This is a genomic window from Planktothrix tepida PCC 9214, assembly GCF_900009145.1.
Taxonomy (GTDB): domain Bacteria; phylum Cyanobacteriota; class Cyanobacteriia; order Cyanobacteriales; family Microcoleaceae; genus Planktothrix; species Planktothrix tepida.
In genome coordinates, this window is the sequence record NZ_LN889796.1 from 174,530 (window position 1) to 195,238 (window position 20,709).

General features: G+C 40.8%; 17 protein-coding genes. 7 read left to right on the top strand and 10 right to left on the bottom strand.

The annotated features are described in order from the left end of the window. Positions 1-9 precede the first annotated feature (9 nt). Positions 10-588, top strand: a complete 579-nt coding sequence (locus tag PL9214_RS32275; protein WP_083579977.1) for a PPC domain-containing protein — start codon at positions 10-12, stop codon at positions 586-588. A gap of 34 nt (positions 589-622) precedes the next feature. On the opposite strand, the gene PL9214_RS11430 is transcribed toward PL9214_RS32275, so the two are convergent. Further along, positions 623-970, bottom strand: coding sequence for a hypothetical protein (locus tag PL9214_RS11430; protein WP_072718940.1), 348 nt, complete (start codon positions 968-970; stop codon positions 623-625). A 172-nt stretch (positions 971-1,142) separates the two neighbouring features. Here PL9214_RS11430 and tmk point away from each other — a divergent pair, with 172 nt between their 5' ends. The 3 genes from tmk to PL9214_RS11445 are packed head-to-tail and all read left to right on the top strand — an operon-like array spanning position 1,143 to position 5,007. Next, positions 1,143-1,787 (top strand): dTMP kinase, encoded by a 645-nt coding sequence (tmk, locus tag PL9214_RS11435; protein WP_072718941.1) that lies wholly within the window; start codon positions 1,143-1,145, stop codon positions 1,785-1,787. Between the two features lie 10 nt (positions 1,788-1,797). Next, a complete protein-coding gene (locus tag PL9214_RS11440; protein ID WP_072718942.1) occupies positions 1,798-2,763 on the top strand; it encodes a DNA polymerase III subunit delta' in 966 nt (321 codons plus the stop codon). Positions 2,764-2,772: 9 nt separating this feature from the next. Continuing rightward, entirely contained in the window at positions 2,773-5,007 is a 2,235-nt protein-coding gene (locus tag PL9214_RS11445; protein WP_072718943.1) for an FUSC family protein, read from the top strand. A gap of 70 nt (positions 5,008-5,077) precedes the next feature. Here the strand turns inward: PL9214_RS11445 and PL9214_RS33050 are convergent, their stop codons facing one another. From PL9214_RS33050 to PL9214_RS11485, 8 genes are all read right to left on the bottom strand, one after another. Then, positions 5,078-7,090 (bottom strand): DUF4912 domain-containing protein, encoded by a 2,013-nt coding sequence (locus tag PL9214_RS33050; RefSeq protein WP_072718944.1) that lies wholly within the window; start codon positions 7,088-7,090, stop codon positions 5,078-5,080. A 253-nt stretch (positions 7,091-7,343) separates the two neighbouring features. Next, complete coding sequence (locus PL9214_RS11455; protein ID WP_072718945.1) at positions 7,344-9,671, bottom strand: IMS domain-containing protein; 2,328 nt, start codon at positions 9,669-9,671, stop codon at positions 7,344-7,346. A gap of 151 nt (positions 9,672-9,822) precedes the next feature. Continuing rightward, positions 9,823-12,078, bottom strand: coding sequence for a protein-arginine deiminase family protein (locus PL9214_RS11460; protein ID WP_072718946.1), 2,256 nt, complete (start codon positions 12,076-12,078; stop codon positions 9,823-9,825). Positions 12,079-12,226: 148 nt separating this feature from the next. After that, the gene (locus PL9214_RS11465; RefSeq protein WP_072718947.1) at positions 12,227-13,246 is read right to left on the bottom strand and encodes a calcium-binding protein; all 1,020 of its coding nucleotides are present in this window, start codon (positions 13,244-13,246) and stop codon (positions 12,227-12,229) included. A 166-nt stretch (positions 13,247-13,412) separates the two neighbouring features. Further along, positions 13,413-13,715 (bottom strand): TMEM165/GDT1 family protein, encoded by a 303-nt coding sequence (locus PL9214_RS11470; RefSeq protein ID WP_072718948.1) that lies wholly within the window; start codon positions 13,713-13,715, stop codon positions 13,413-13,415. 15 nt (positions 13,716-13,730) lie between these two features. Further along, entirely contained in the window at positions 13,731-14,111 is a 381-nt protein-coding gene (locus tag PL9214_RS11475) for a TMEM165/GDT1 family protein (protein WP_072718949.1), read from the bottom strand. Positions 14,112-14,204: 93 nt separating this feature from the next. Beyond that, entirely contained in the window at positions 14,205-14,555 is a 351-nt protein-coding gene (locus PL9214_RS11480; protein ID WP_072718950.1) for a YkgJ family cysteine cluster protein, read from the bottom strand. Further along, complete coding sequence (locus tag PL9214_RS11485) at positions 14,555-15,847, bottom strand: Ycf66 family protein (protein ID WP_072718951.1); 1,293 nt, start codon at positions 15,845-15,847, stop codon at positions 14,555-14,557. Before PL9214_RS11485 ends, PL9214_RS11480 begins: the two co-directional genes overlap by 1 nt. Before the next feature lie 279 nt (positions 15,848-16,126). Here PL9214_RS11485 and PL9214_RS31210 point away from each other — a divergent pair, with 279 nt between their 5' ends. Both PL9214_RS31210 and PL9214_RS11490 read left to right on the top strand, forming a co-directional pair. Beyond that, positions 16,127-16,282 (top strand): QAALIT motif small membrane protein, encoded by a 156-nt coding sequence (locus PL9214_RS31210; protein ID WP_186440341.1) that lies wholly within the window; start codon positions 16,127-16,129, stop codon positions 16,280-16,282. A 198-nt stretch (positions 16,283-16,480) separates the two neighbouring features. Then, positions 16,481-17,317: an EAL domain-containing protein gene (locus PL9214_RS11490; protein ID WP_072718952.1), complete on the top strand. Its 837-nt coding sequence runs from the start codon at positions 16,481-16,483 to the stop codon at positions 17,315-17,317. A 110-nt stretch (positions 17,318-17,427) separates the two neighbouring features. On the opposite strand, the gene PL9214_RS11495 is transcribed toward PL9214_RS11490, so the two are convergent. Next, positions 17,428-18,267, bottom strand: a complete 840-nt coding sequence (locus tag PL9214_RS11495; protein ID WP_072718953.1) for a helix-turn-helix transcriptional regulator — start codon at positions 18,265-18,267, stop codon at positions 17,428-17,430. 59 nt (positions 18,268-18,326) lie between these two features. Here PL9214_RS11495 and cas3 point away from each other — a divergent pair, with 59 nt between their 5' ends. Next, positions 18,327-20,546 carry a type I-D CRISPR-associated helicase Cas3' gene (gene cas3 / locus PL9214_RS11500; protein ID WP_186440342.1) on the top strand — a complete coding sequence of 740 codons (2,220 nt, stop codon included), beginning with the start codon at positions 18,327-18,329 and terminating at the stop codon, positions 20,544-20,546. Positions 20,547-20,709 lie beyond the last annotated feature (163 nt).

A 20,709-nucleotide genomic window follows, 5' to 3' on the forward strand; every position in this document is an offset into this window, starting at 1 on the left:
AGGTTTTTTATGCAAAAAATGTTAATTTGGACAACAACAATGGGTGTATTGGTTTTCCTTCAAACACCATTGTTGAATGTTCTGAATATTTCTAAAATTGAACCCTGGAGAGGGTTAATACCTGAAAACGTTTTAGCTCAGGAAACACCGACTCCCCAGCCTTCAGTAAGTCCGAGTCCTGTACCGGAGGTTGAAGAAACACCTGCACCCAACCCAACCCCAACTCCTCAACCGTCTCCTACTGAAACACCTCCGACACCGACTCCTAATCCAATATTGTTAGATAAGCAAGGGGAATTGCAGGAAGGAGATAAGGTTTTACCTTCGGATAAAAGTTTGTATGATGAATACACCTTTGAAGGACAACAAGGTCAACAAGTTACGATTTCTTTAGAAAGTTCTGAGTTTGATACTTATCTAGCGGTTTATACCCCAGACAATCAATTACTGCAAGAACATGATGATATTAATCAAAATAATTCCAATTCTCAAATTACAGTTACGTTACCGAAAACAGGAACCTATCGGGTGATTGTTAATGCCTATGATAGCAAAGGAAAAGGAAAGTATTTGCTTAAAGTTCAGTAAAATTTAGAGACGTGCAAAGGCGCGTCTCTTCTTCTTATAAGGCAATACTTTCTAACAAAACCCAGTGACGGTTATCAATAATTAATTGACTCACTTGTTCAAAGATTCCGCGACAATGATTGGTACTTTGTAATGCTAAAGCTTCATTTTTAATATAAACGGTCATTTTGGTTTCATTAACCGTCGAAGTTGCCGTATCAAACACCACCTCAGCAATAACTAATTCTTGTACGGTGACTTGCCCTAAAGCTTCCCGTGCAATAATTGAGCTTGGGGTTTGATAAGTGATCTCCAGATTACAAGATTCTAGGATATCAATCATCATCGGTCGTAGATCTTCAATCCCGACATTAACAATAAAAAATCCAGTGTAGCGGGCCATAGAGAACTCCAGAGGTGCAACAGGCAATTTTGAGTCTAAAAAATTGAGGGTAAATTTAACCTCAGTGATTAAACCATTTCAACATCATGGTCTGGAATAGACCTTATCATATTTAGAGAAGGTTTGAAATATCGGACGATCATTATTGATTTCAGGGGGAGGCTGTCAGCCGATGCGGGGAAAATTAATTGTTTTTGAAGGGGTTGAAGGGGGCGGAAAAACAACTCAAATGCAGAGGATTCAGCTTTGGTTGCAAACCGTGACGGATGCACCTGTGGTCATGACCCGCGAACCGGGGGGAACTGTCTTAGGCCAAGAGTTGAGACGTTTATTATTAGAATATCAGGGGGAAGAACCGATTCAAGATCGGGCAGAATTGTTGATGTATGCTGCCGATCGCGCTCAACACGTTGAGGGGTTTCTTAAACCGTTATTATATCAGGGAACGATTATTTTATGCGATCGCTACACAGACTCAACTATTGCTTATCAAGGCTATGGTCGAGGTTTAGATTTGAGTTTAATTGAACAATTAAATCAAATTGCCACCCAAGGTTTAGAGAGTGATTTAACGTTATGGTTAGATGTGGATGTGGAACTAGGACTTGCCAGAACTCGCGCTAGAGGCAAAATGGATCGTATGGAACAAGCAACTCTGGAATTTCATCAGCGTGTAAAGCAGGGATTTCAACGATTAGCTGAAACTTATCCAGAGCGCATTATAACCATTGATGGAACTCTAAAGGTTGACGAAGTGACCGAAAAAATTCAATGGATTTTAAGTCAAAAATTAATAGAATGGGGATTCAGGGCTTAATTAATACCAAATGAATACTTTTTTTGCTCGGTTAATTGAACAACAACCTGCTATTGAGTTGTTAACACAAGTAGTAGCCCAAAATCGTATTGCTCCCGCTTATTTATTTGCGGGGGTGGATGGTATTGGTCGAACGTTAGCAGCGAACTGTTTTATTGAATTTTTATTTTGTCAAAATCCTGATCAAAAACTTGATGAAAAACAAATTCGTTCTCGAATTCAACAAAGAAATCACCCGGATATTCTTTGGGTAGAACCCACTTATTTACATCAGGGAAAACGTCTGTCTGCAAAAGAAGCCGCAGAAGCGGGAGTGAAACGGAAAGCACCACCTCAAATTCGCATTGAACAAATTCGAGAAATTAGTCAATTTTTAAGTCGTCCTCCTTTAGAAGCATCTCGATTAATAGTAGTAGTTGAACACGCAGAATCGATGGCAGAATCCGCCGCCAATGGATTATTAAAAACGTTAGAAGAACCTGGGAAAGCAACGATTGTTTTAATTGCACCGGGAATTGATTCGTTATTACCAACATTAGTATCTCGGTGTGCAAAAATCCCGTTTTATCGGTTAACAGATGAAGGCATGAAGCAGGTTTTAAAACAACAAAACTTAACCGATATTTTGTCCCATCCTGAAATTTTAGCAATGGCGCAAGGAAGTCCCGGACAAGCGATTTCTCATTGGCAACAATTACAAACTATTCCAGAAGAATTTTTAAATAAAGTTAAAAAACCCCCCTCTAATTTAAGAGCAGCTTTAGAGTTGGCTAAAGAAATTAGTCAAACCTTGGATAGTGAAGGACAATTGTGGTTAGTGGATTATTTACAACATTGTGATTGGCAAAACCAACAAAAAAAGGGAATTATTGATGATCAATTTTTAAAACAGTTAGAAAAAGCTCGAAAATATTTATTAAATTATGTTCAACCGCGATTAGTTTGGGAATGTACGTTAATGAGTCAATTTTTATAACATTTTTTTATGACTGAAATTCTGGCTGACAAACAATTTCGTTTTCTTCTCAAACCTAGTGGTAATCTTAAATTAGCAAGGGGATTAAGATTAACTATTGCATTATCGGTTTCCCTCGCCGTTGGACAATTAACAGGTCATCCTGATGTCGGTTTTGCGGTCGGAATTGATAGCTTATTTTTTCTTCTGAGTGATGCGGGGGGATTTTATTCAACCCGGGCAATTTCTCTACTATTTACGATTATAATTTCTACGGGATTAGTTACGTTAGCAACCTTAGTTTCAAATATCCTATTTTTAAAATTAATATTAACATTTTTTAGCTTATTTTTTGCCGGGTATATTGCTTTATTTGGACATCCTGGAGTTTTGTCGGGAATTGTGATTGGGTTATTTACTTTAGTAACCTTATATTTACCTGCTGGAGGTTGGGAAACTGCCAGTGAAAGAGCGATAATTTGTCTGATGGCGGGAGGATGGACAATGATATTATGTTTAGGAATTTGGCCGTTAAATCCCTATCTCCCCTTAAAAAAATCTATTAGTCAATGTTATCAAGCTATTGCAGATTATATTAATCCGGGTAAAAATTGTTCTCCGACAGAAGAATTAAAACGGGTGAGTCAACTTCGAGAAACTTTACAAAATGCGCGTCAATCCTGGGCATTAAACCGTAAATTAAGGTTAGGAAATACGCCATTAGGGGAAGCGGTTATTATTTTAGTTCAGGATGCTGATCATTTAATTACATCCATTGTCACCTTAACTGAATTAGTCCAACTTCATCAACATGATCCCCAATTTATCACCGTTGGTCTTTTAGTTGATGATGCTTTGGAGAAAATAGCTTTATTTTGTCAAAATTTAATTAAACTTTTATGGAATCAATCGGTTTCTGTTGATAGTTCTAATTTAAAACGTATTGTAATGGCGATCGCACAACAAAAACAACTACAACAACAAACGATTGGCAATCAGGTTGAAGATTATCCGGCTTTAGTAGTTATAGAACGAATTGTTTCAACCTTAGAAACGATTATTCGTCAATTAGATTGTACAGCTAAGACCCTCACTCAAATTAGAAAAAATCAATCGATTAATCACCCCCAAAAAGCCAAAATATTATCCGCAGAAACGGAAACTTTATCCCCATTTAAAATTATTTCTGGGTTAGAACCCTTGCGAGATAACTTTACCTTAGATTCTAGCTTTTTTCGTCATGGGTTACGGTTAGGAATTATGACAACCATTGGGGTTGCTATTTATAGTCTAGCTGAACTTCCCCAGGGAAATTGGTTAACAATCACAATTTTAGTCGTCCTACAACCTAATTTTGGTGGAACGTTTCAACGATTTTTCCATCGAATGTTTGGAACAATTTTAGGCTCAATCATTACGCCTATTCTTTGGATAAGTATTCCCAATCCATTAATTTTAGAAAGTATTAATTTGGGTTCTATTATTTTGGGATTTTCTTTAGTTCCCTTTCATTATGGTTTAGCTGTATTTTTTATTTCTATTTTTGCCATTGGATTAGAAATGAGTAAAGATGGGGGAAATTGGCAAGTAGCAATGGTTCGTTTTCTCTGGACTTGTGTAGGTGCTGCGTTAGCATTTGTCGGTGCATTTGTGTTGTTTAGATCCCAGGAAAAAGAACAGCTATCCGCTAAATTAATTAAGGCAATTACAGCCTCCAATGATTATTTTAATACGGTTTTATCAGTTTATTTAGGAACCGCACCCGATGATTTAAACCGAATAACCAAACAACGACAAAAAACCCGTTTAGCTTATTTTAATGCTCAAGCGGCATTACAGCAGTTAAGTAGTGATCCCAATACCTCCACTGCGGAAATCGAACCGAAAATGACCTTATTAATTTATTTGCATCGGTTTAGCCGCTCTGTCAGTGTTTTATTAGCACAATTAGAACATTTTACAGGGACTGAACCCCATCCTGAATTAGCCACTTTTGTTGAACAAGTGAATCAATTTTTTGATCAATTAGTTAATGCCATTTTAACCGGAACTTTACCGCCAGCCTTACCCAATTTTGAACCTTCTATCCAAGCGATACAAAACCATTTACACGCCTTACAAGCAACTCGCCTACAAGAGTTTGCACGAGAGCAAAACTATACCCCTACCCGTCAAATTTTAAAAGATTATACAATTTTAGGGATTGAACTCAATCAAATGCTTGATTCTCTTAATTCGATTCATTCAACGATGATTCGTTATTGAAAAACCCCTCAAAAAGCAGTGAGGGGTTGATCATTTTAAAGCATTAAGTTGTTAACATTTTGATTTGAAATTAGTGCAGCCATTCAGGTATTGCTTCTTCTTTCGTGTTAGTGCGACGTTCAGGGGTTTCACGCACAAACTTGAGGTGAACAGAACGGGTTTGCTCTCCATCCGCAGCAACGGCGAAAATGGGGAAATCGAGTAAACCGTCTTGGAAGGACATTTGTAACCGGAATGTACCATCGGGGTTAAGTTTGATGGGGCGTCCGCCAATGGTTAAGTTTGCATCGGGTTCGGTCGCACCATAAATAATCAGTTCAGCATCAGCGACTAACCAGAACTCGCGAGGACGTATCGGTGGCATTGAAGAACCCATCCCAATACCGGACATTCCCATACCGGACATGGTATAGCCTAATCCCGCACCGGACATACTCATTCCAGCACCAGACATGGTTTGTCCTACACCGGATTGAGTGTAACCTACACCAGATTGAGTGTAACCTACACCGGATTGAGTGTAACCTACACCAGATTGAGTGTAACCTACGCCAGATTGAGTGTAACCGACACCAGATTGAGTGTAACCGACACCAGATTGAGTATAGCCCACACCAGACTGGGTATAGCCCACACCAGACTGGGTATAACCCACACCAGATTGAGTGTAACCGACACCGGATTGAGTATAGCCCACACCAGACTGGGTATAACCCACACCAGACTGAGTATAGCCCACACCGGATTGAGTATAGCCCACACCGGATTGAGTGTAACCGACACCGGATTGAGTGTAACCCACACCGGATTGAGTATAGCCCACACCGGATTGAGTATAGCCCACACCGGATTGAGTATAGCCCACACCGGACTGGGTATAACCTAAACCGACCCCGGACATTCCGATACCAGACATAGTTTGACCGATACCGACACCGGACATAATTTGTCCAATACCTGATTGGGTATAACCTACGCCGGACTGGGTATAACCCAAACCTGCGCCCGACATCCCGATACCAGACAGGGTTTGACCAATACCTAAACCTGCGCCGGACATCCCGACACCGGAAGTGGTGTAACCTCCGCCGGACTGGGTATAACCCAAACCTGCGCCCGACATTCCGATACCGGACATAATTTGCCCAATACCCGCACCGGACATCATTTGTCCAACACCGGACATTCCGACACCGGACAGGGTTTCACCCACTCCAGAAGCCCACATTCCCACACCCGAAGGGAAGATGAAGGAACTCACAGTCTCTTGGGGTTTGACGACTTGGTGCATGGAACCAAACAGAGAACCGGCAATGCGTTTGGCTTCTGCTTCCCTGGATAACCCAAATAAATCGTCGTGAACCCCAGCCAGAACATAGGTTTTGCTGGGGACAGGGAATTCATAAAAGGTTTTCCCTTGTAATTCTTCGTCCCAAGAAACGGTAATAAATTGATCGTCAATCCATTCTGCGGGATAAACCGGAGGAATACGAGTTGCAGCAGAACGCGCTAATCCTAACCAACGGCCATCAACACAGCGATAACCAATTTCAACTACATAGTCGCGGTCACTGACAGGAACTGGTAAATACCATTCCCGTGCTAATTCATCACAGGGATATTCTTGAATACTGTGGGGACTTTGAGACTCTAACTCAATATCGGTAACATCATAGATCCGTAGAGCGAGTTGTTGTCCACCTTGACGCCGAAACATTTCTTTGTGTTCGTTAGAGACATCCCAGTAGGCATAGGCCCATTCAGGATCTCTGGGCATCATGACGATTTGGCTGTCACCATATCCAATCGGTAAATCCACTAACCCCTCATCTACTGAGGATAAGGAATCATCGATCTGATAGTTTTGACTGACGACGGAAAACTTTGCGACTTCCACTTCTTCTTGTGCCTCCAATGCGCGTGATGGATTAGGGGTTCCAAACTTTTGACTTTCGATTTCTTGAATAGCTTCTAAAAGCTGAGATTTACGCATTCGGCTATAGCGAGAAATGCCATATTCACTTGCGACCTTGCGGAGTTGCCGGAGGGTCATATCTTCTAAAGGTGGACGTTCCTTTGGCATAAAAGGGTGATCTCCATTGGTTTAAACAGCAGATGGATAACTCTGTAGAAATTCTTCGGGATCATGGGGATCGCTTGATTACTGACCATGTTGCAGAAAATATTGAATTTGGTCAAGGGGTAACTAGAGGTATTGATGAGTAAATATACACAGTTTTAATGGTTTTGGGGATCATTATGTCATGAAACCCTGACATTTTGAGGAAAAAAAATCCTCTTTGGGATCAAAGAGGGAAACCGGGATCGGAAATAAATTAGCGGATTACTTGCCAATCTTCAATTCGCCATTCGCCATCCTTGCGAATAAAGCGATATTGAATTTGCAAAGAAGCATTTTCAGTATTTTGGAGTTGACCTTGGCTGTAAAATTGAGCCTGCTCATCAACATCCGCATAAGCAACAGCTTGATTCGGATTGGCTTGATCCATCTGCACTTCAGTAACTTTCACACTATGTTTGTAGGTGCGATGGGAACCGTCTTGTTTCATTGTTTCTGTCATCCCCACCCAACGAGCTAGGGCTGGATCAACTAAAATTTGTCGCAATCCTTCGACTTGATGTTCAGGCCCCATAGCCGCCGATTTCACCGACAACCATTGGTTAAGTTTGGCTTCAGCCACTTCCGGGGTAATTTTTTCGGGTTCTGCGGTTACGGGTTTGGGTTCGGGAATGGGTAAGGGAGGTTGGTTTAACTGCACCATTGCTTGTTCCCCTTTCAATTTCGGCCCAGACCAGCCCAAAACATCTGCTAAGGCTCCAAAAACGAGGGAGAGTAAAAACCACAGTAACCAAAGCCCCAGCAATCCCCCTACACCCAGAATTAACAACCGACGCCATTTACTCGCATCATTTTTCCGTTGAATACGACGGAGGCTACTGCTATTCGCTGGGGGAGGTGCAGTGGTTGGTGTTGGGGTGGGCGGGGTAGTCCCCGATGATGTAGGTTCAGGAACCGTAGAAGGCGGAGTTTCCTTGGATGTGGAAGAACTGCGACGGGAAGATTCAGGTTTACGACTTCCCTGTAACGACGTTGAGGCAGAACTTGTTTCAACGGAAGTCCGAATACTCGGAGGGGGAGGGGCGGACAAGAGGGGGGCAATGGATTCGTTAACCTGAACTCCTGACATTTCCGAATTCACAGGAGATCCCGTTGTCAGGGGAGACTCTAGGGACGTGTTGGTCAGTTGAATATTTGTGGGGGTTGGGCTGGATTTTGACGTTGTGGACTTGGAGGCGGAAGTTGAGGGTGTACCAGGACGACGAGGCTGAACCACAACCCACTCATTGGAAGGGCTGCCCGTTTCATTTGGTAGGGCTTCGAGATAAGCTTGGACATGAGGATCAGCAAAATAATCTTTTAAAGAAACCGACTTATCCAGCAAATCCCGAAAATGCGGAAAGACCTCATCTTGTAACCAACTTTCCGCGTAGAGACATAATCCCGGTAACAAATCAGGGGAATTCTGGGAATTTTCTCGGATAAAGGCAATAGGTTCCCGTTCCTGACTTAATTCCAAAGAACGACTAGCTTCTTCCGTTTGCCCCAACAATAAAGCACAAACGGCTTTTTCTAAATGCACATCTTGCCGCCGTCCTAACTGCATCAGCATTAATTTGGCTTTGCGAATCAAGGCGGGTTGAGCTTCAGCAAAGCCTTGGGCAATTAAGGCATAAACCGCTAAATAGGTGGCAACGGCAGAGGGGCGACGAGCTTCGGCTTCAAACAACCCTTGTTGTTCAGTGGTGGTCATGTAGCGACGGAGTTGCTGCACAAACCGCAGGAAGTCTTCGACCCCTAACCCGGATTGATCCTCCCCTTGACCATCAATGCCACCTCTTTCGTGAAGCATTTCCCGCAGGAGTTGCAATCCTTTGCGACGTTCTGTGGCTTTTTCTAAGGGTAGTTGGAGTAATTCTAAAATCCGGTAGGGACGGAGTTTGTAGAGATCCGTTTGCATTTCACCTCTCAAACTGGCAAACAAGCTTTCTCGTAGTAATAGATTTTGTCCAGCCTCTAAGGAAGAAGCCGCATTTTCATATTGTCCTTGTTGCCATTGCTCCCGACCCAATTCTAAATAGGCTGAGGTAACGGTCAATATAATATCAGGAACAATCAGAGCCGGATCACCAAAACGACCATCTTTGAGGCCAATACTGCCATTACTAAGATAGGGGTGACATAATTTCACCACTAATTCATATTCCCCTAATTCATGGAGCAGTAATAAAGCCCCCACAAATTGTTTATCCTCGATCTCAATACTCGGTGTGTGAGAGTCGATGACGGGTTCTAACGCCGTCCCTTGGCTGGCGACACGTTTGCCAAAAGTGGGAGTTTTAACTTCTGATTCGGGTTCGTAGGTTTTGGCTAAAAACCCCATATCATAAGCTTGACGTTGATCGGCATCCGATAGAACTGCATACGCCTCATCAATCAATTGCTTGCGTGCGGTGATCGCCTGATCAGAATACTCCCGTCTAGGAAGTTGCAAAGTGCGATCACGGTGCGCTTGCTTAAGTTGTTCAGGAGTTGCTTGAATCGGTAAGCCTAATATTCGGTAATAATCGAGTGGAATACGCACGGGCCACTTCCCCAACGGTGAGAAACTGATGTAGCTATATTAGCAGGGAATGGGTATAGGGCAAGAACAGGGGGGTGAGGTGGGACAGTTGGGGTAGGAAAAAAGAGCATGGGAAGCAAGGTAGGGCTATTTTGAGTCTAAAATTTAATGATTATGGGGTAGATATATCTTGCCAGAAGGGTTGTTCATTTCCGAGACGAGTGGTATTTGTGGCACTGTAAATATTACCTTGTAATTCTTGATAGTAATCATCCTCTAGGAAATCAACATTAATTCCAGCTACGGCAACCCGGCGTTTAAAATATTCTTGGGTATAGTCTCGCCCATCAATTAAGGGCCCTTTGGGATTAGAAACTAATAATTCACCATTCACATAAACACAATTAATTAAATTCGGCCACCACGCATACCCACTATAACTAAAGATTGCCGGAATTTCAATAATTTGATCAGTTCTCAGATTAAATTCTTTTTTGAGTTGATTAATTAGAGGATCGATTTTTTGCTTTTGTAAATTCTGATTATGTTGCATCAATAATTGATTATTTAAAGCTGCCCTGACAGTGGTTTGAGTGCTTAATTCTCGATTAATTGCGGCTCCTTCATAGCCTTGTTTTTCCAGGTCTTTGAGGAGTTTAATGCCTTCCCCTGGACTGGCAATTAACATTAAAGGTTCACCGGAGGGACTGGGAATAAAATTAATAATTTCATCGACATGACGCACCATTAACCAAGAGGTATCAATCGCAACGGGATCACCTTGAATTTTTTGGGCTTTTAAAAATTCAAGAACTTCGGGATTTAAACTAACATTATCGGCTGTACCATAATAAATTCTGCCTAATGGATATTTCGGTAAAGCGGGAGTGACGGCTAAATTATTATACCAATCTGCCCATTGATTAAATACATCTAATTGGCGGGGTTTACCGACTTCAAACCAGCCAAAATTTTGATTCATTAAAGATTGAGCATAATCATCACTTTCTGTACTCCGGTTTCCTTTTAAAACAACGGGATATTCCTTTAAACCTTCAGTATTCGGAAATTGAACATAACCAATTTCTTGAGTTCCTTTCATCCATAAGGTTGCCCCTGGTGTCACTTTAACATTAGCTCCGGTTTTTTCAACGATTGTTTTTACCTCTTGAACAATGGCTTGATTGTCACCGCGATCGCTAATATGAACTTCAGAAACCGGTGCAGTATTGGGAGACATAATCCAAGGGGCTACACCCATTGAAATGGTATCTGTCGCCATGATAATTCCCTGTTTACGGGCGGTGGCTTTTAAATTAATTAAACCTGACCAATTTTGATTGGCAAATTGTTTCGCTTCTACCCCTAAAATAATATCTGAACTAAATTCTAAAGGGGTTGTACCGGATAAATCAACGGCTTTCCATCCGGTTGAGGTTTTTTGGAATAAATTAATATAAGGTCTTGCTGCTTCATCAACACTCATCAATAATTCTGAACCGTTATAATCTTGAGAGACTTTAAAATGAACTATAGCTAAATCCTTTTCATCTTCAGCCCCATTCACCCCTTTTTCTCGCCAGTCGGGTAAGCCATCACGATCATCATCATCATTATTAAATAAGACTAACGGCCCAACGGATAAAGACCATTGTTCTGGGCGTTGTTCATCGACTTCATTAACAACACCATCTCGGTTTGTATCTCCATACAGTTTAAACCCTGGAAATTGAGGATTAGCGGTGGAAATGGGGGAAATCGTTTGCGGTTTTTCAGGTTGTTCTTTTTGGGATTGTTGGGCTAACGCTCGTTGATAAGTAGCGATCGCTAAATACCCTTGATATTCTACAATTTTATCAATAGCTTTAGCACTTAAAAAAGATTCTCTGGGAATTTTTCTTAAAGTATCAATGGCTTGAACCCATAATTGTTGTGCTGTTTCCCAATCTTTAACCGTATGGGTTTCGGGTTGTTTACCAAAGGTTGCCGCTTCCGTAGCGATTTTAATCGCTTGATTCCAAGTTTCTAGGGTTGTTTCTTCAAATTTAATTTGGGTTTCAACTTGACGATTTGCTTTAACTAAGGTTTCATATTGTTTGAGTTGCAGTTGATATTCCCAAGCTTCTAAATTACTATTAATATCGGGAGGATTTGAGATTTTCTTTAATTCCGCTTGAATGCGCTCGCGCAGTTGATATAATTCAGCTAAGGATTTCGGTGTAATTTCGATGGTTTCAAAATTAGGATTTTTGCGAGTATCGGTTTCAAACCCTTGCAATTGCAGTCCTGAATCGTTAATGTGATACTCTAAATCCAAATCCGTTGGTGCGGACTGAGCGAAAGTTGGAGGGGCGGGAACTAAAATAATTCCAACGACTACACCGAAAGCATTAATTAAAGCAACAGCAATGTAGCGCATCCAGTTCATGATTCATCCTCAGCTATCCTGATTGATTGTACCTGAAATTTGCCTCGCTGTTGATAGGGGTGAGAGAAAAATTTAACAACTTCTCTGAGGATGCAACGCTAAAGTTAGTCCGGGGGCTATTCTACACGTTTAGAAGAAATTGTTTTTTTTAGCCAATTCCTAACAAATTATCACTAATATCAACAATATTAATACTATTTTTAACACTATTAATATCGGTGGTATTAGCGACAACACCGAAAATATTTCCCGTTGTTGTTTGACGAATAATAATTCCTTGGGATGTTCCAGTGGCGAGTAGGAAATTGGCAGTTTGATCAAAAGTTTCCAAGGTAAGTTCTTCGGAGGTTAGATTAGCAACAATCAAAATTTTATCGCCTTCTACGGCATTAAAATCAGTAATTAAATCGGCTTGAGTGGGGTTTAGAGGAACTTCTGCGGGGTTTGCACCTAAAATAAATATATCAGCATCCGTACCCCCAGTTAAAATATCAAAGTCTAAATCTCCGATTAAAATATCTCGTCCCCCACCTCCATCTAAACTATCTTTTCCTTTTCCTCCTCTTAATAAATCTTCTCCATCCCCTCCCATTAAGAAATCATCTTCACGATTCCCATTAATAATATCATTTCCACTATCACCTTTGAGGGTATCATTTCCCTGACCGCCTCGAAGTAAATCAATGCCTTCTGCACCGGATAATTGATCATTTCCTGTGTTTCCATTCATGACATCGGTTTGATTAGAACCGACTAAAATATCATCTCCTGCTAAGGCTAATATTCCGCCTGGATTATTGATTGTCCATTCTGGTAAAATCAAGCCACTGGGTTGTTGTGGGAAATTAAACGTGTTGGGGGGTGCTAGAACGTCAATATCATCTGTTAATATAAATAATTGTGAGGATTGTCCTGATAATTGAGTTAGGGTTTTATAACTGCTTAAAATATTAATATCGGTTAGAATTTGACTGGGTTTAACTTCCAAAGTTGGGGCTGTATTCAGAGTAATTTGAGGGTTTTGTTCTAATAATTTCTGAACCCAAGGTTCTGCAATGGGCAGAATAGTGTTAAATAAAGGTTCATATTGGGGAAAAAATGTGAAAATGAGGGGTTCAGCAACAGGCCAAATTACATTACTGACAAAATTAATAATTTTTTTAAACATATCCAGAACATCCGAAGTGCGACTGATAAATCGGTTAGTTATCTTAATTTTGCACTTTTATTTCCTAGAATTCAGGATAAATTTTTAAGAAGAATTGAAAGCCAATCAAAAAATAGAGATACATGAATTTGTATCTCTTAAATCAGACTGATTAATGTTGGCGATGCTACTCTGAAAAATCGGTTTCTGAATGTTCCCCTTGATTAAACCAGAGTAACCGAATTCCTAAAACTCCAAACCCAATAGCAGCAGCAATTTTAACAAGATGGGTCGGTAAAACTTCTGCAACCCCTTGTCCCACCATGACTCCTAAAAAACTTGCTAATAATAGGGCTGCGGCTGTACCCAAAAAGATCGGACGGGGGGATTTTGTACTTCCACTTAAAGCGATCGCTGCTACTTGACTTTTATCCCCTAATTCTGATAAAAAAACCGTGATAAAACTCAATCCTAATAATTGAAAATCCATAGATTTATTCTAATTTTATGAGTGTAAAACTTCCCAAATTAATAATGCAGAAATCAATAATAAACTGCTTCCGGCTGCCCGTTCCAAGGTTCGGGGAGAGATGCGTGTAGCTAACCATTGACCCAGTAAAACCCCTAATAAACTGGTTAATACTAAGGCACTTCCTGCACCTGCAAAAACAATCCAAGGCGCATGAGATTCTGCCGTCATTAATAAAGTCGTGAGTTGGGTTTTATCTCCAATTTCTGCTAAAAAAATAGTAATAAAAGTGGAAACAAAAATTTTCCAAGTCTTGGGACTGACTAAATTTTGAAAGGGATTGGTCTTTTTGGCAGAACTAGCGGATGTAGTCAGTCGGTCTTCCTGAACGTTAACAAGGATAGGGGATGAACTCATAGGTTGAGGGTCGGGGTATTGAGCAAGACTATATCATAATCTTTTCATATTTTCCCCAATCCCGCAATAGACAAACGAGGAACGCTTTTCGGGTTAGCACTCAACTGCTTGATTAAAACGCTCCATTTCCGGGGAAGAATCCCCATACACCCCTTCAATTTGTTGTTGACAACAATCAATGGCAAAATCGTTTAACTCTTCCGGTTCGATGCCATATAATTCTTGAAAAACATCCGGTTGTACCCGACAAAATCGAGGGCGTTGATCATAGATTTTGCATTCTCTGGCTTCCGCATCAAAATGAATGCACCATCCATCTTCCCCGACTAAACTTAAATACAGTTGTAAGTTCTCTGGGGTTAAATACTTTTCTAAGTCAGGACGTTCGCCAGGGTCGAGATGACAGCACGCCCCACATTGTTTTACACAAAGCCAATTTGCCATTATTCCGGTTTTGATTCAGAAGGAGAATTAGAGTCCGTTGGTTTTTGGGCTGCGGCTTTTAAATCTGGGTTGGGAGGATGGGGACGAACCAAAGCCGGAGGGGTGGTTTCCTCAGCTTCAGTGACTTCGGCGGACGTTTCAGGTTCGGACACTATAATAATTTCCTCAACGGTTTCTGAGTCTGCGACATCGACAACCACAGATTCCTGGGTGTCTTCAATAATAAGATTCACCTGTTCTGCGGTAATTTCAACTACAACTTCCACCTGGGGTGTCGAAATTTGTTCAAAGGGTGAAGGTGTGGGTTTCTCAACGGTTTCCGTCGCTTCTGGTTCTGTTGAGGGTTCGGTTTCAATTCCAACAACTTCTGCAACATTAGGGGTTGAAGAAACCGTTGTTTCTATATCTTCAAATTCTGCAAATTCTGAGGCTACAGAATCAGCCTGACTCGATGGCGTTGATTCCACAACCGTTGAAGTCGAGGGCGCAGAATCAGGTTTAGAAGATTTAGCTGTAGTTGTCGGTTTCGGGGTTTTGACTTTGCGTTTTTTATTGAATAATCCTGTTAAGTTACCAACCCAACCCGATACCATTCCAGCAATTTCTGGGATAGATTTCTGGGGTTTAGCAACGGTTTTTGACGGCGTTTTTCCTGAAGAAATCGGGGTTTTTTCCTTTGTTTTCTGAGGTGTTTCTACCGGGGAGGGAGTTGGTTCAACACTGGGGGGAACTGCGATTTCCTCAACAGAAACTTCTGCTTCGGGAGTGACAGCAGAAATCGGGGGTTCCTCTACAACGATATCATCCTGAACTGCTGCGACATCAGGAGCGGTTGCAATGATTTCTGGTTCAGGTTTGGGTTCCCCTCGGGTTTCTACAGGGGGTTCAGGAATAACAGGATTAATTTTAGATGCAGGTTGAGGAGGATTAACAATATTGACCGGGGGTTTAGATTGAGGTGAAATCACCGGAGGTTGAGGACTTAAAAAGCTGTTGAGTCGTTCTTTAACATCCGCCGGAATGGGGGTTTGTTGGGCTACAGGGGTTCCGGCTCGGCGTAGCATCAGAGCTTCCCATCCAAACCAAACTAATAATGATACACTCGCCACTTGGCCTAAAAGCACGGCCCCTGTAATTCGTCCAGCACAGGCCCAGAGCACCAGTGCATAAAACAATCCGACTCCACTCCAGACAAAATCACTTTTGCGGTGAACTTCTGGAAAGAAGAAGGCCGCCATATAAAGGGCAAAACTTCCTAAACCCACTGCGATCGCTAGGATATACGCCAGCATTTTTCCCTCCCACTCTATCAAGGAACCTGTTATGGAGTTATTTTACCGTTAACTGTTAACGGTTAACAGAATCTAGGGAATGGTGTTGGCTGTAGGCAGTTAACAGCCACTGTCCATTGTCAATGGAAACCTGTTGTGATTTGAATCACCAATTTTATGTGAATTATATCATAAATACAGATTGTACGGAATCATACAGACAGGATGTGTTGTCTTATTACTATAGATATAGGTAGAGAATAGGGTGCGATCAGAAAGTGATTTAGGGGGGAGTTAATCATGTTAGAAAAATTATTGTTAGCCGCTTTTGTGACCTTGGCTCTTCATTTACAGTTTGGTGTCAACTGGTTAAGCTCTAAACCAGCATCCACAACAGGTGTCGCACTGCAAATCGATATGGGAAGAATTGTTCTGTCCCAAAAAATTATTAAGTAGAGTCTGTTGGGAGAAACTTTAGCTCCAGATAAAAAGATGCCTCTATTGCTCAATTGAGGTTCCCTAAAAACTAAGTGAATTTGCATGAATTTTTTCTCATCAACCCTTCATCGCTCGTTCACCTTCAAGGGTTACTATCATCAATAGAGTTCGTGATTGTTGCATCTATCTTTACTATTACTGGAGTTTTAGTTAACCATGTTTTCCTCCGATTGGAAAGCTCATCGGAATCCATCTCCTACTCCAGATAATCCTAAACTCGTTCGATTAACCAGTGATGTTGAATGGATTCAATTAATTGAAAATGCAATATCAGATAATCGTTGTGCTTTATATCTTCAGGATGTTATTTCTTTAGCAGAACCTGATTCTCGACGATATTATGAAGTTTCTGTACGATTATTTGATCCCAATGGTCGGGTGATTCCTCCCTCAGTTTTTCTTCCGGTGGCGGAACGATATTATTTACTACCTGATCTGGATCGTTGGTTGGTTGAGAACCTTCTGGAATCCTTAGCTAAAATTGAGGCTGACCTACTCAATAACAGTTCTTTTGCGATTAACTTATCGCGACACAGTATCAATAAAGTTGATTTTGTTAGTAGGATTCATCAACAATTAAAACAATTAGATATTTCTCCTGAAGTGATTTGTTTTGAAATCAATGAAACAGTTGCTTTATCTAATTTAGAAATTGCTTCTGATTTAATTACCTATCTTCAAAGTTTAGGATATTACTTTACTTTGGATGATTTTGGTCGAGGATTATCTTCCTTATCTTATCTCAAACATCTGCCTGTAGATTATATCAAAATTCCGGGGATTTTTATTCGGAATATGCTGAATGATTTAACAGATAGAAGCATTGTTGAAATGATCCATTATTTAGCCCAAAAAATGGGATTAAAAACCATTGCTGAAGATGTAGAAACTGAAGCGATTTTTCAAAGCGTTAAAGCTCTGGGTATTAACTACGCTCAAGGTTACTATCTCAGCCGTCCCCAACCCTTTGAGAAGGTTTTACGTTCCGAGTAAAGAATAGAAAATCATTCTGATGTGTCTTAGAGTTCTAGCTTCTTGAAACTCCTCGTAATGTTAACCCATAATCTTTGATTCTCCATTTTACCCTTCACTCAGAATTGAGATTAATCTTGATATAGCTGATAAAGTTTAGTAACTTCCTGTTTAAATCGTTGTCGTACCGCATCCGGTGCCACAATTTCACAATCTGGGCCATAGCGAAACACCTCCCGAATTAACCAAAACGGATTCACAACCCGTCGCACCACCTGACGCACCTCACCCAAAACCTTGTTTTCCAGATCGTCCGGTTTCGGTTCATAGGCATTGACTAACCATTTTTTAAAGTGTAAGTACACTTTTATAGAATCCAGCGATTCGCGCCATTCTCCCTCAATCGGTAAAATTCCGTTAATTCGGTCTAACCTCAAACATCGATTGTGATGGAGTTCTGGCCCGTCTTCGCTATCTTCGGTTTCATCACACCATATTTGTAAGTAATAGCGTTTCTCATAAAAGCAGATTTCAGCATAACGGGCGGTGTACTCCATTTGCTGTTTTTGAGAGTTGGTATAAACAACGTGAAACGGCTGTTTTCGGGCAATTTGCTGATCGACTAAAATCCGCCATGCTTGAGTGGGTTGACTGACTTTTTGGAGGAGAGACTGACGCAAAGGAGCTTGTAAGTTGCCTCGGTTGACCAATAGGGATAATAAAATCTGAGCTTCCTCTACAGAACCCGAATCCACTAACACTTCCGTTGCTTTTTTTAATGCCTTGACCTGATTGGCATCGAGGGTAAAGGGTTGTCCGACTTCGAGTTGGGAAAGGGCGATCGCACCAATTAACCCCGATGCACTGGGTTTATCACCCCATTTGATATCCAGGCGTTGGGCGATGTCTTCGAGCTTTTCTTTGGTTCCAGGGGGGACAGACAGGGTTAGGGTTTCTTTTTTTCTGGGCATTTTCAAAAATAATTACAAAATGTACTTGCAATTTATAGATGAGTGTGTGATAGTAGTAGATGTCAATACATTCTAGTCTCAAACAGGAAAGTTTAATTGTGGATACCTACTCTATCACACTCAAGCCTGTTTATTCCTGTCCCGCGTCAGAACCGTTGCAGGGGGTGACGTTACCGCCCGGTTGGACATTAGCTTGGCATCAAGCCGAAACCTTTAAAGCGTTGAGTGATCCGAATATTGATGTGGTTTTCAATACAGCCATGACGGGGGATGGTAAAACATTGGCGGCTTGTTTAGATGTACTTCTTGGTAACGGTTCAGCAATGGTGCAGTATCCAACAAATGAATTGGCTCGTGATCAAGAAATACAAATTCAAGGCTATGTTGAAAAATTCAACCCCTTTCCTCTACCTCGCATTGGTCGTTTAAGTGGTGCAGAGTTAGAACTTTATGCTGAGAATGAAGGTGTGAGAAAAAGTGCTGTCCTCGAAACACATACCAGTCAACGAGAAATTTTACTGAGCAATCCAGATATTCTTCACTACTTACATCGGGGTGCTTATTTAATGCCCAAAGATAGCCCTGATAAGCTGTGGGGAAGAATTGATGAAGACTTTGATCTATTCATCTTTGATGAATTTCATGTTTTTAATGCTCCTCAAATTGCCAGTGTGATCAATACCTTGTTATTAATTCGTTACACGAAGCGACAGAAAAAGTTTTTATTTCTTTCAGCAACCCCCAATCAAGAATTACTCACACGCCTTAATAAAGTTGGGTTTCGGTGTGTAGAAATTAATCCGATTGATCAAAATAAGTATGTTTTTCCAAGTACCATTAAAGAATGTCAGGAACTTGAGGCACAAAAATGGCGTAAAGTATCCAGAGAAATTAAACTGAATTTTATTTCATTAGAACCTTCAACAAAAGCTTCTGAAAACTGGTTAAAAGACAATCAGCAACTAATTTTAGATTATTTCCAAAATAATCCAGGGAGTAAAGGAGCGATTATTCTCAACTCCATTGCTGCTGTCAAGCGATTAACCCCAATTTTTACTGAATTTCTTAAACCCTATGGATTAACAGTTGGCGAAAATACAGGTTTATCAGGAAAGGGGCAAAAAGAGCGATCGCTTTCAACTGATTTAGTTTTAGGTACTAGCACAATTGATGTCGGTGTTGACTTTAAAATTAACTTTCTGATTTTTGAATCATCCGATACCGGAACCTTTATTCAACGGTTAGGACGGTTAGGACGGCATGATGATTATGAAAAAGATGGTAAAAAAATAGCCTTTACTAACTTCACTGCTTATGCTCTAACTCCCAATTTTCTAGTCGGTAGTTTATTTTTAGAACAATCAGCACCGTTAGAAATAGGTGGAACTTATGATAGAAAATATTTCAACGAGATTTTGAAAGATAAATATTATAAGATTAATGACTTTAGCAAATATTATTCTCGTTGGGGTGCGGTTCAATCTGTCATATTGTGTGGAAAAAATGGATTAGGTAATGATTACATTAAGCGAAGTTATGCAGGAAGCCAAGAAGCCTTTAAAACAGCGTGTGAAGAAGTTTTTGAGACAAAATTCGGTAGAGTTGCAGGTTGCTTAAGACGATGGCGAAGTGAGTGGCAACAATTTTCTGGTCGAGATGGAAATCCTATCGCGGATGAAGCAGCTAGTTTTCGGGGATCAAGTCCGCTTCAGTGTGGTATTTATGACTTAACTGAAGCCCATGAAATTGATCGGTTTAAAACCTATGATTTACCTGGAATTATCAGCAATTTAGAAATTGAAGTAATCTCTAAAGAAGCTTTTTTGCGATCGCTTCACCAAACCGCAGAACGTCGTAAGCAACCGATACCTAAAAGTCGATTTGAATACTGTTTGGCTTTTATGAAATTGCATAATTATCGAGAAGAACGTTTAAATTGGCGATTGACTTACCCAGGAGATCTACAACCGATTGCAGACGCTTGGAAAGTTCAAGTTTTATTAGGAATTCAAGTATGGCAACCTCAAAACCGTTGGATTAGCGAAATTAATAAAAGGCTGAGAACAAAACCCTTAGTCAGTTATGTTTTGCCAATCCCAATGATTGAGGTTCGTAAACGTTTACGTCTTCCTATGCACTTTCAAATTTATGAATTAGATGAAACAGGTCAACATGATCGCAATGCCATCTATTCCGTTGCTTTTGGTCAGTCTGCATTACTGTTAGAAACCCTCGCCTATCGGTTCAAAAGTCATGGAGGTGAATTATGGATTTGTTAGCGTTTCGATCCCTGATAGGGATTATAGGAAGGCATCAGCCTCTGCATATAGTGGCGGAAATTTCAATCCCTGATAGGGATTACAGATCGCTCAACCCAGCTTGGCAAGCGATATTGAAATTAACTTCCCACTGTAAGTATACACAATCTATGCCACCTATGGA

Bases quoted from the DNA above. Each gene is read 5' to 3' on its own strand.
- PL9214_RS31210 (WP_186440341.1), top strand. From the start codon at position 16,127: ATGTTAGAAAAATTATTGTTAGCCGCTTTTGTGACCTTGGCTCTTCAT.
- PL9214_RS11445 (WP_072718943.1), top strand. From the start codon at position 2,773: ATGACTGAAATTCTGGCTGACAAACAATTTCGTTTTCTTCTCAAACCT.
- PL9214_RS11440 (WP_072718942.1), top strand. From the start codon at position 1,798: ATGAATACTTTTTTTGCTCGGTTAATTGAACAACAACCTGCTATTGAG.
- PL9214_RS33050 (WP_072718944.1), bottom strand. From the start codon at position 7,090: ATGCCAAAGGAACGTCCACCTTTAGAAGATATGACCCTCCGGCAACTC.
- PL9214_RS11430 (WP_072718940.1), bottom strand. From the start codon at position 970: ATGGCCCGCTACACTGGATTTTTTATTGTTAATGTCGGGATTGAAGAT.
- PL9214_RS11490 (WP_072718952.1), top strand. From the start codon at position 16,481: ATGTTTTCCTCCGATTGGAAAGCTCATCGGAATCCATCTCCTACTCCA.
- PL9214_RS11495 (WP_072718953.1), bottom strand. From the start codon at position 18,267: ATGCCCAGAAAAAAAGAAACCCTAACCCTGTCTGTCCCCCCTGGAACC.
- PL9214_RS11475 (WP_072718949.1), bottom strand. From the start codon at position 14,111: ATGAGTTCATCCCCTATCCTTGTTAACGTTCAGGAAGACCGACTGACT.
- PL9214_RS11485 (WP_072718951.1), bottom strand. From the start codon at position 15,847: ATGCTGGCGTATATCCTAGCGATCGCAGTGGGTTTAGGAAGTTTTGCC.
- PL9214_RS11470 (WP_072718948.1), bottom strand. From the start codon at position 13,715: ATGGATTTTCAATTATTAGGATTGAGTTTTATCACGGTTTTTTTATCA.
- cas3 (WP_186440342.1), top strand. From the start codon at position 18,327: ATGTCAATACATTCTAGTCTCAAACAGGAAAGTTTAATTGTGGATACC.
- PL9214_RS11460 (WP_072718946.1), bottom strand. From the start codon at position 12,078: ATGAACTGGATGCGCTACATTGCTGTTGCTTTAATTAATGCTTTCGGT.
- PL9214_RS32275 (WP_083579977.1), top strand. From the start codon at position 10: ATGCAAAAAATGTTAATTTGGACAACAACAATGGGTGTATTGGTTTTC.
- PL9214_RS11480 (WP_072718950.1), bottom strand. From the start codon at position 14,555: ATGGCAAATTGGCTTTGTGTAAAACAATGTGGGGCGTGCTGTCATCTC.
- tmk (WP_072718941.1), top strand. From the start codon at position 1,143: ATGCGGGGAAAATTAATTGTTTTTGAAGGGGTTGAAGGGGGCGGAAAA.
- PL9214_RS11465 (WP_072718947.1), bottom strand. From the start codon at position 13,246: ATGTTTAAAAAAATTATTAATTTTGTCAGTAATGTAATTTGGCCTGTT.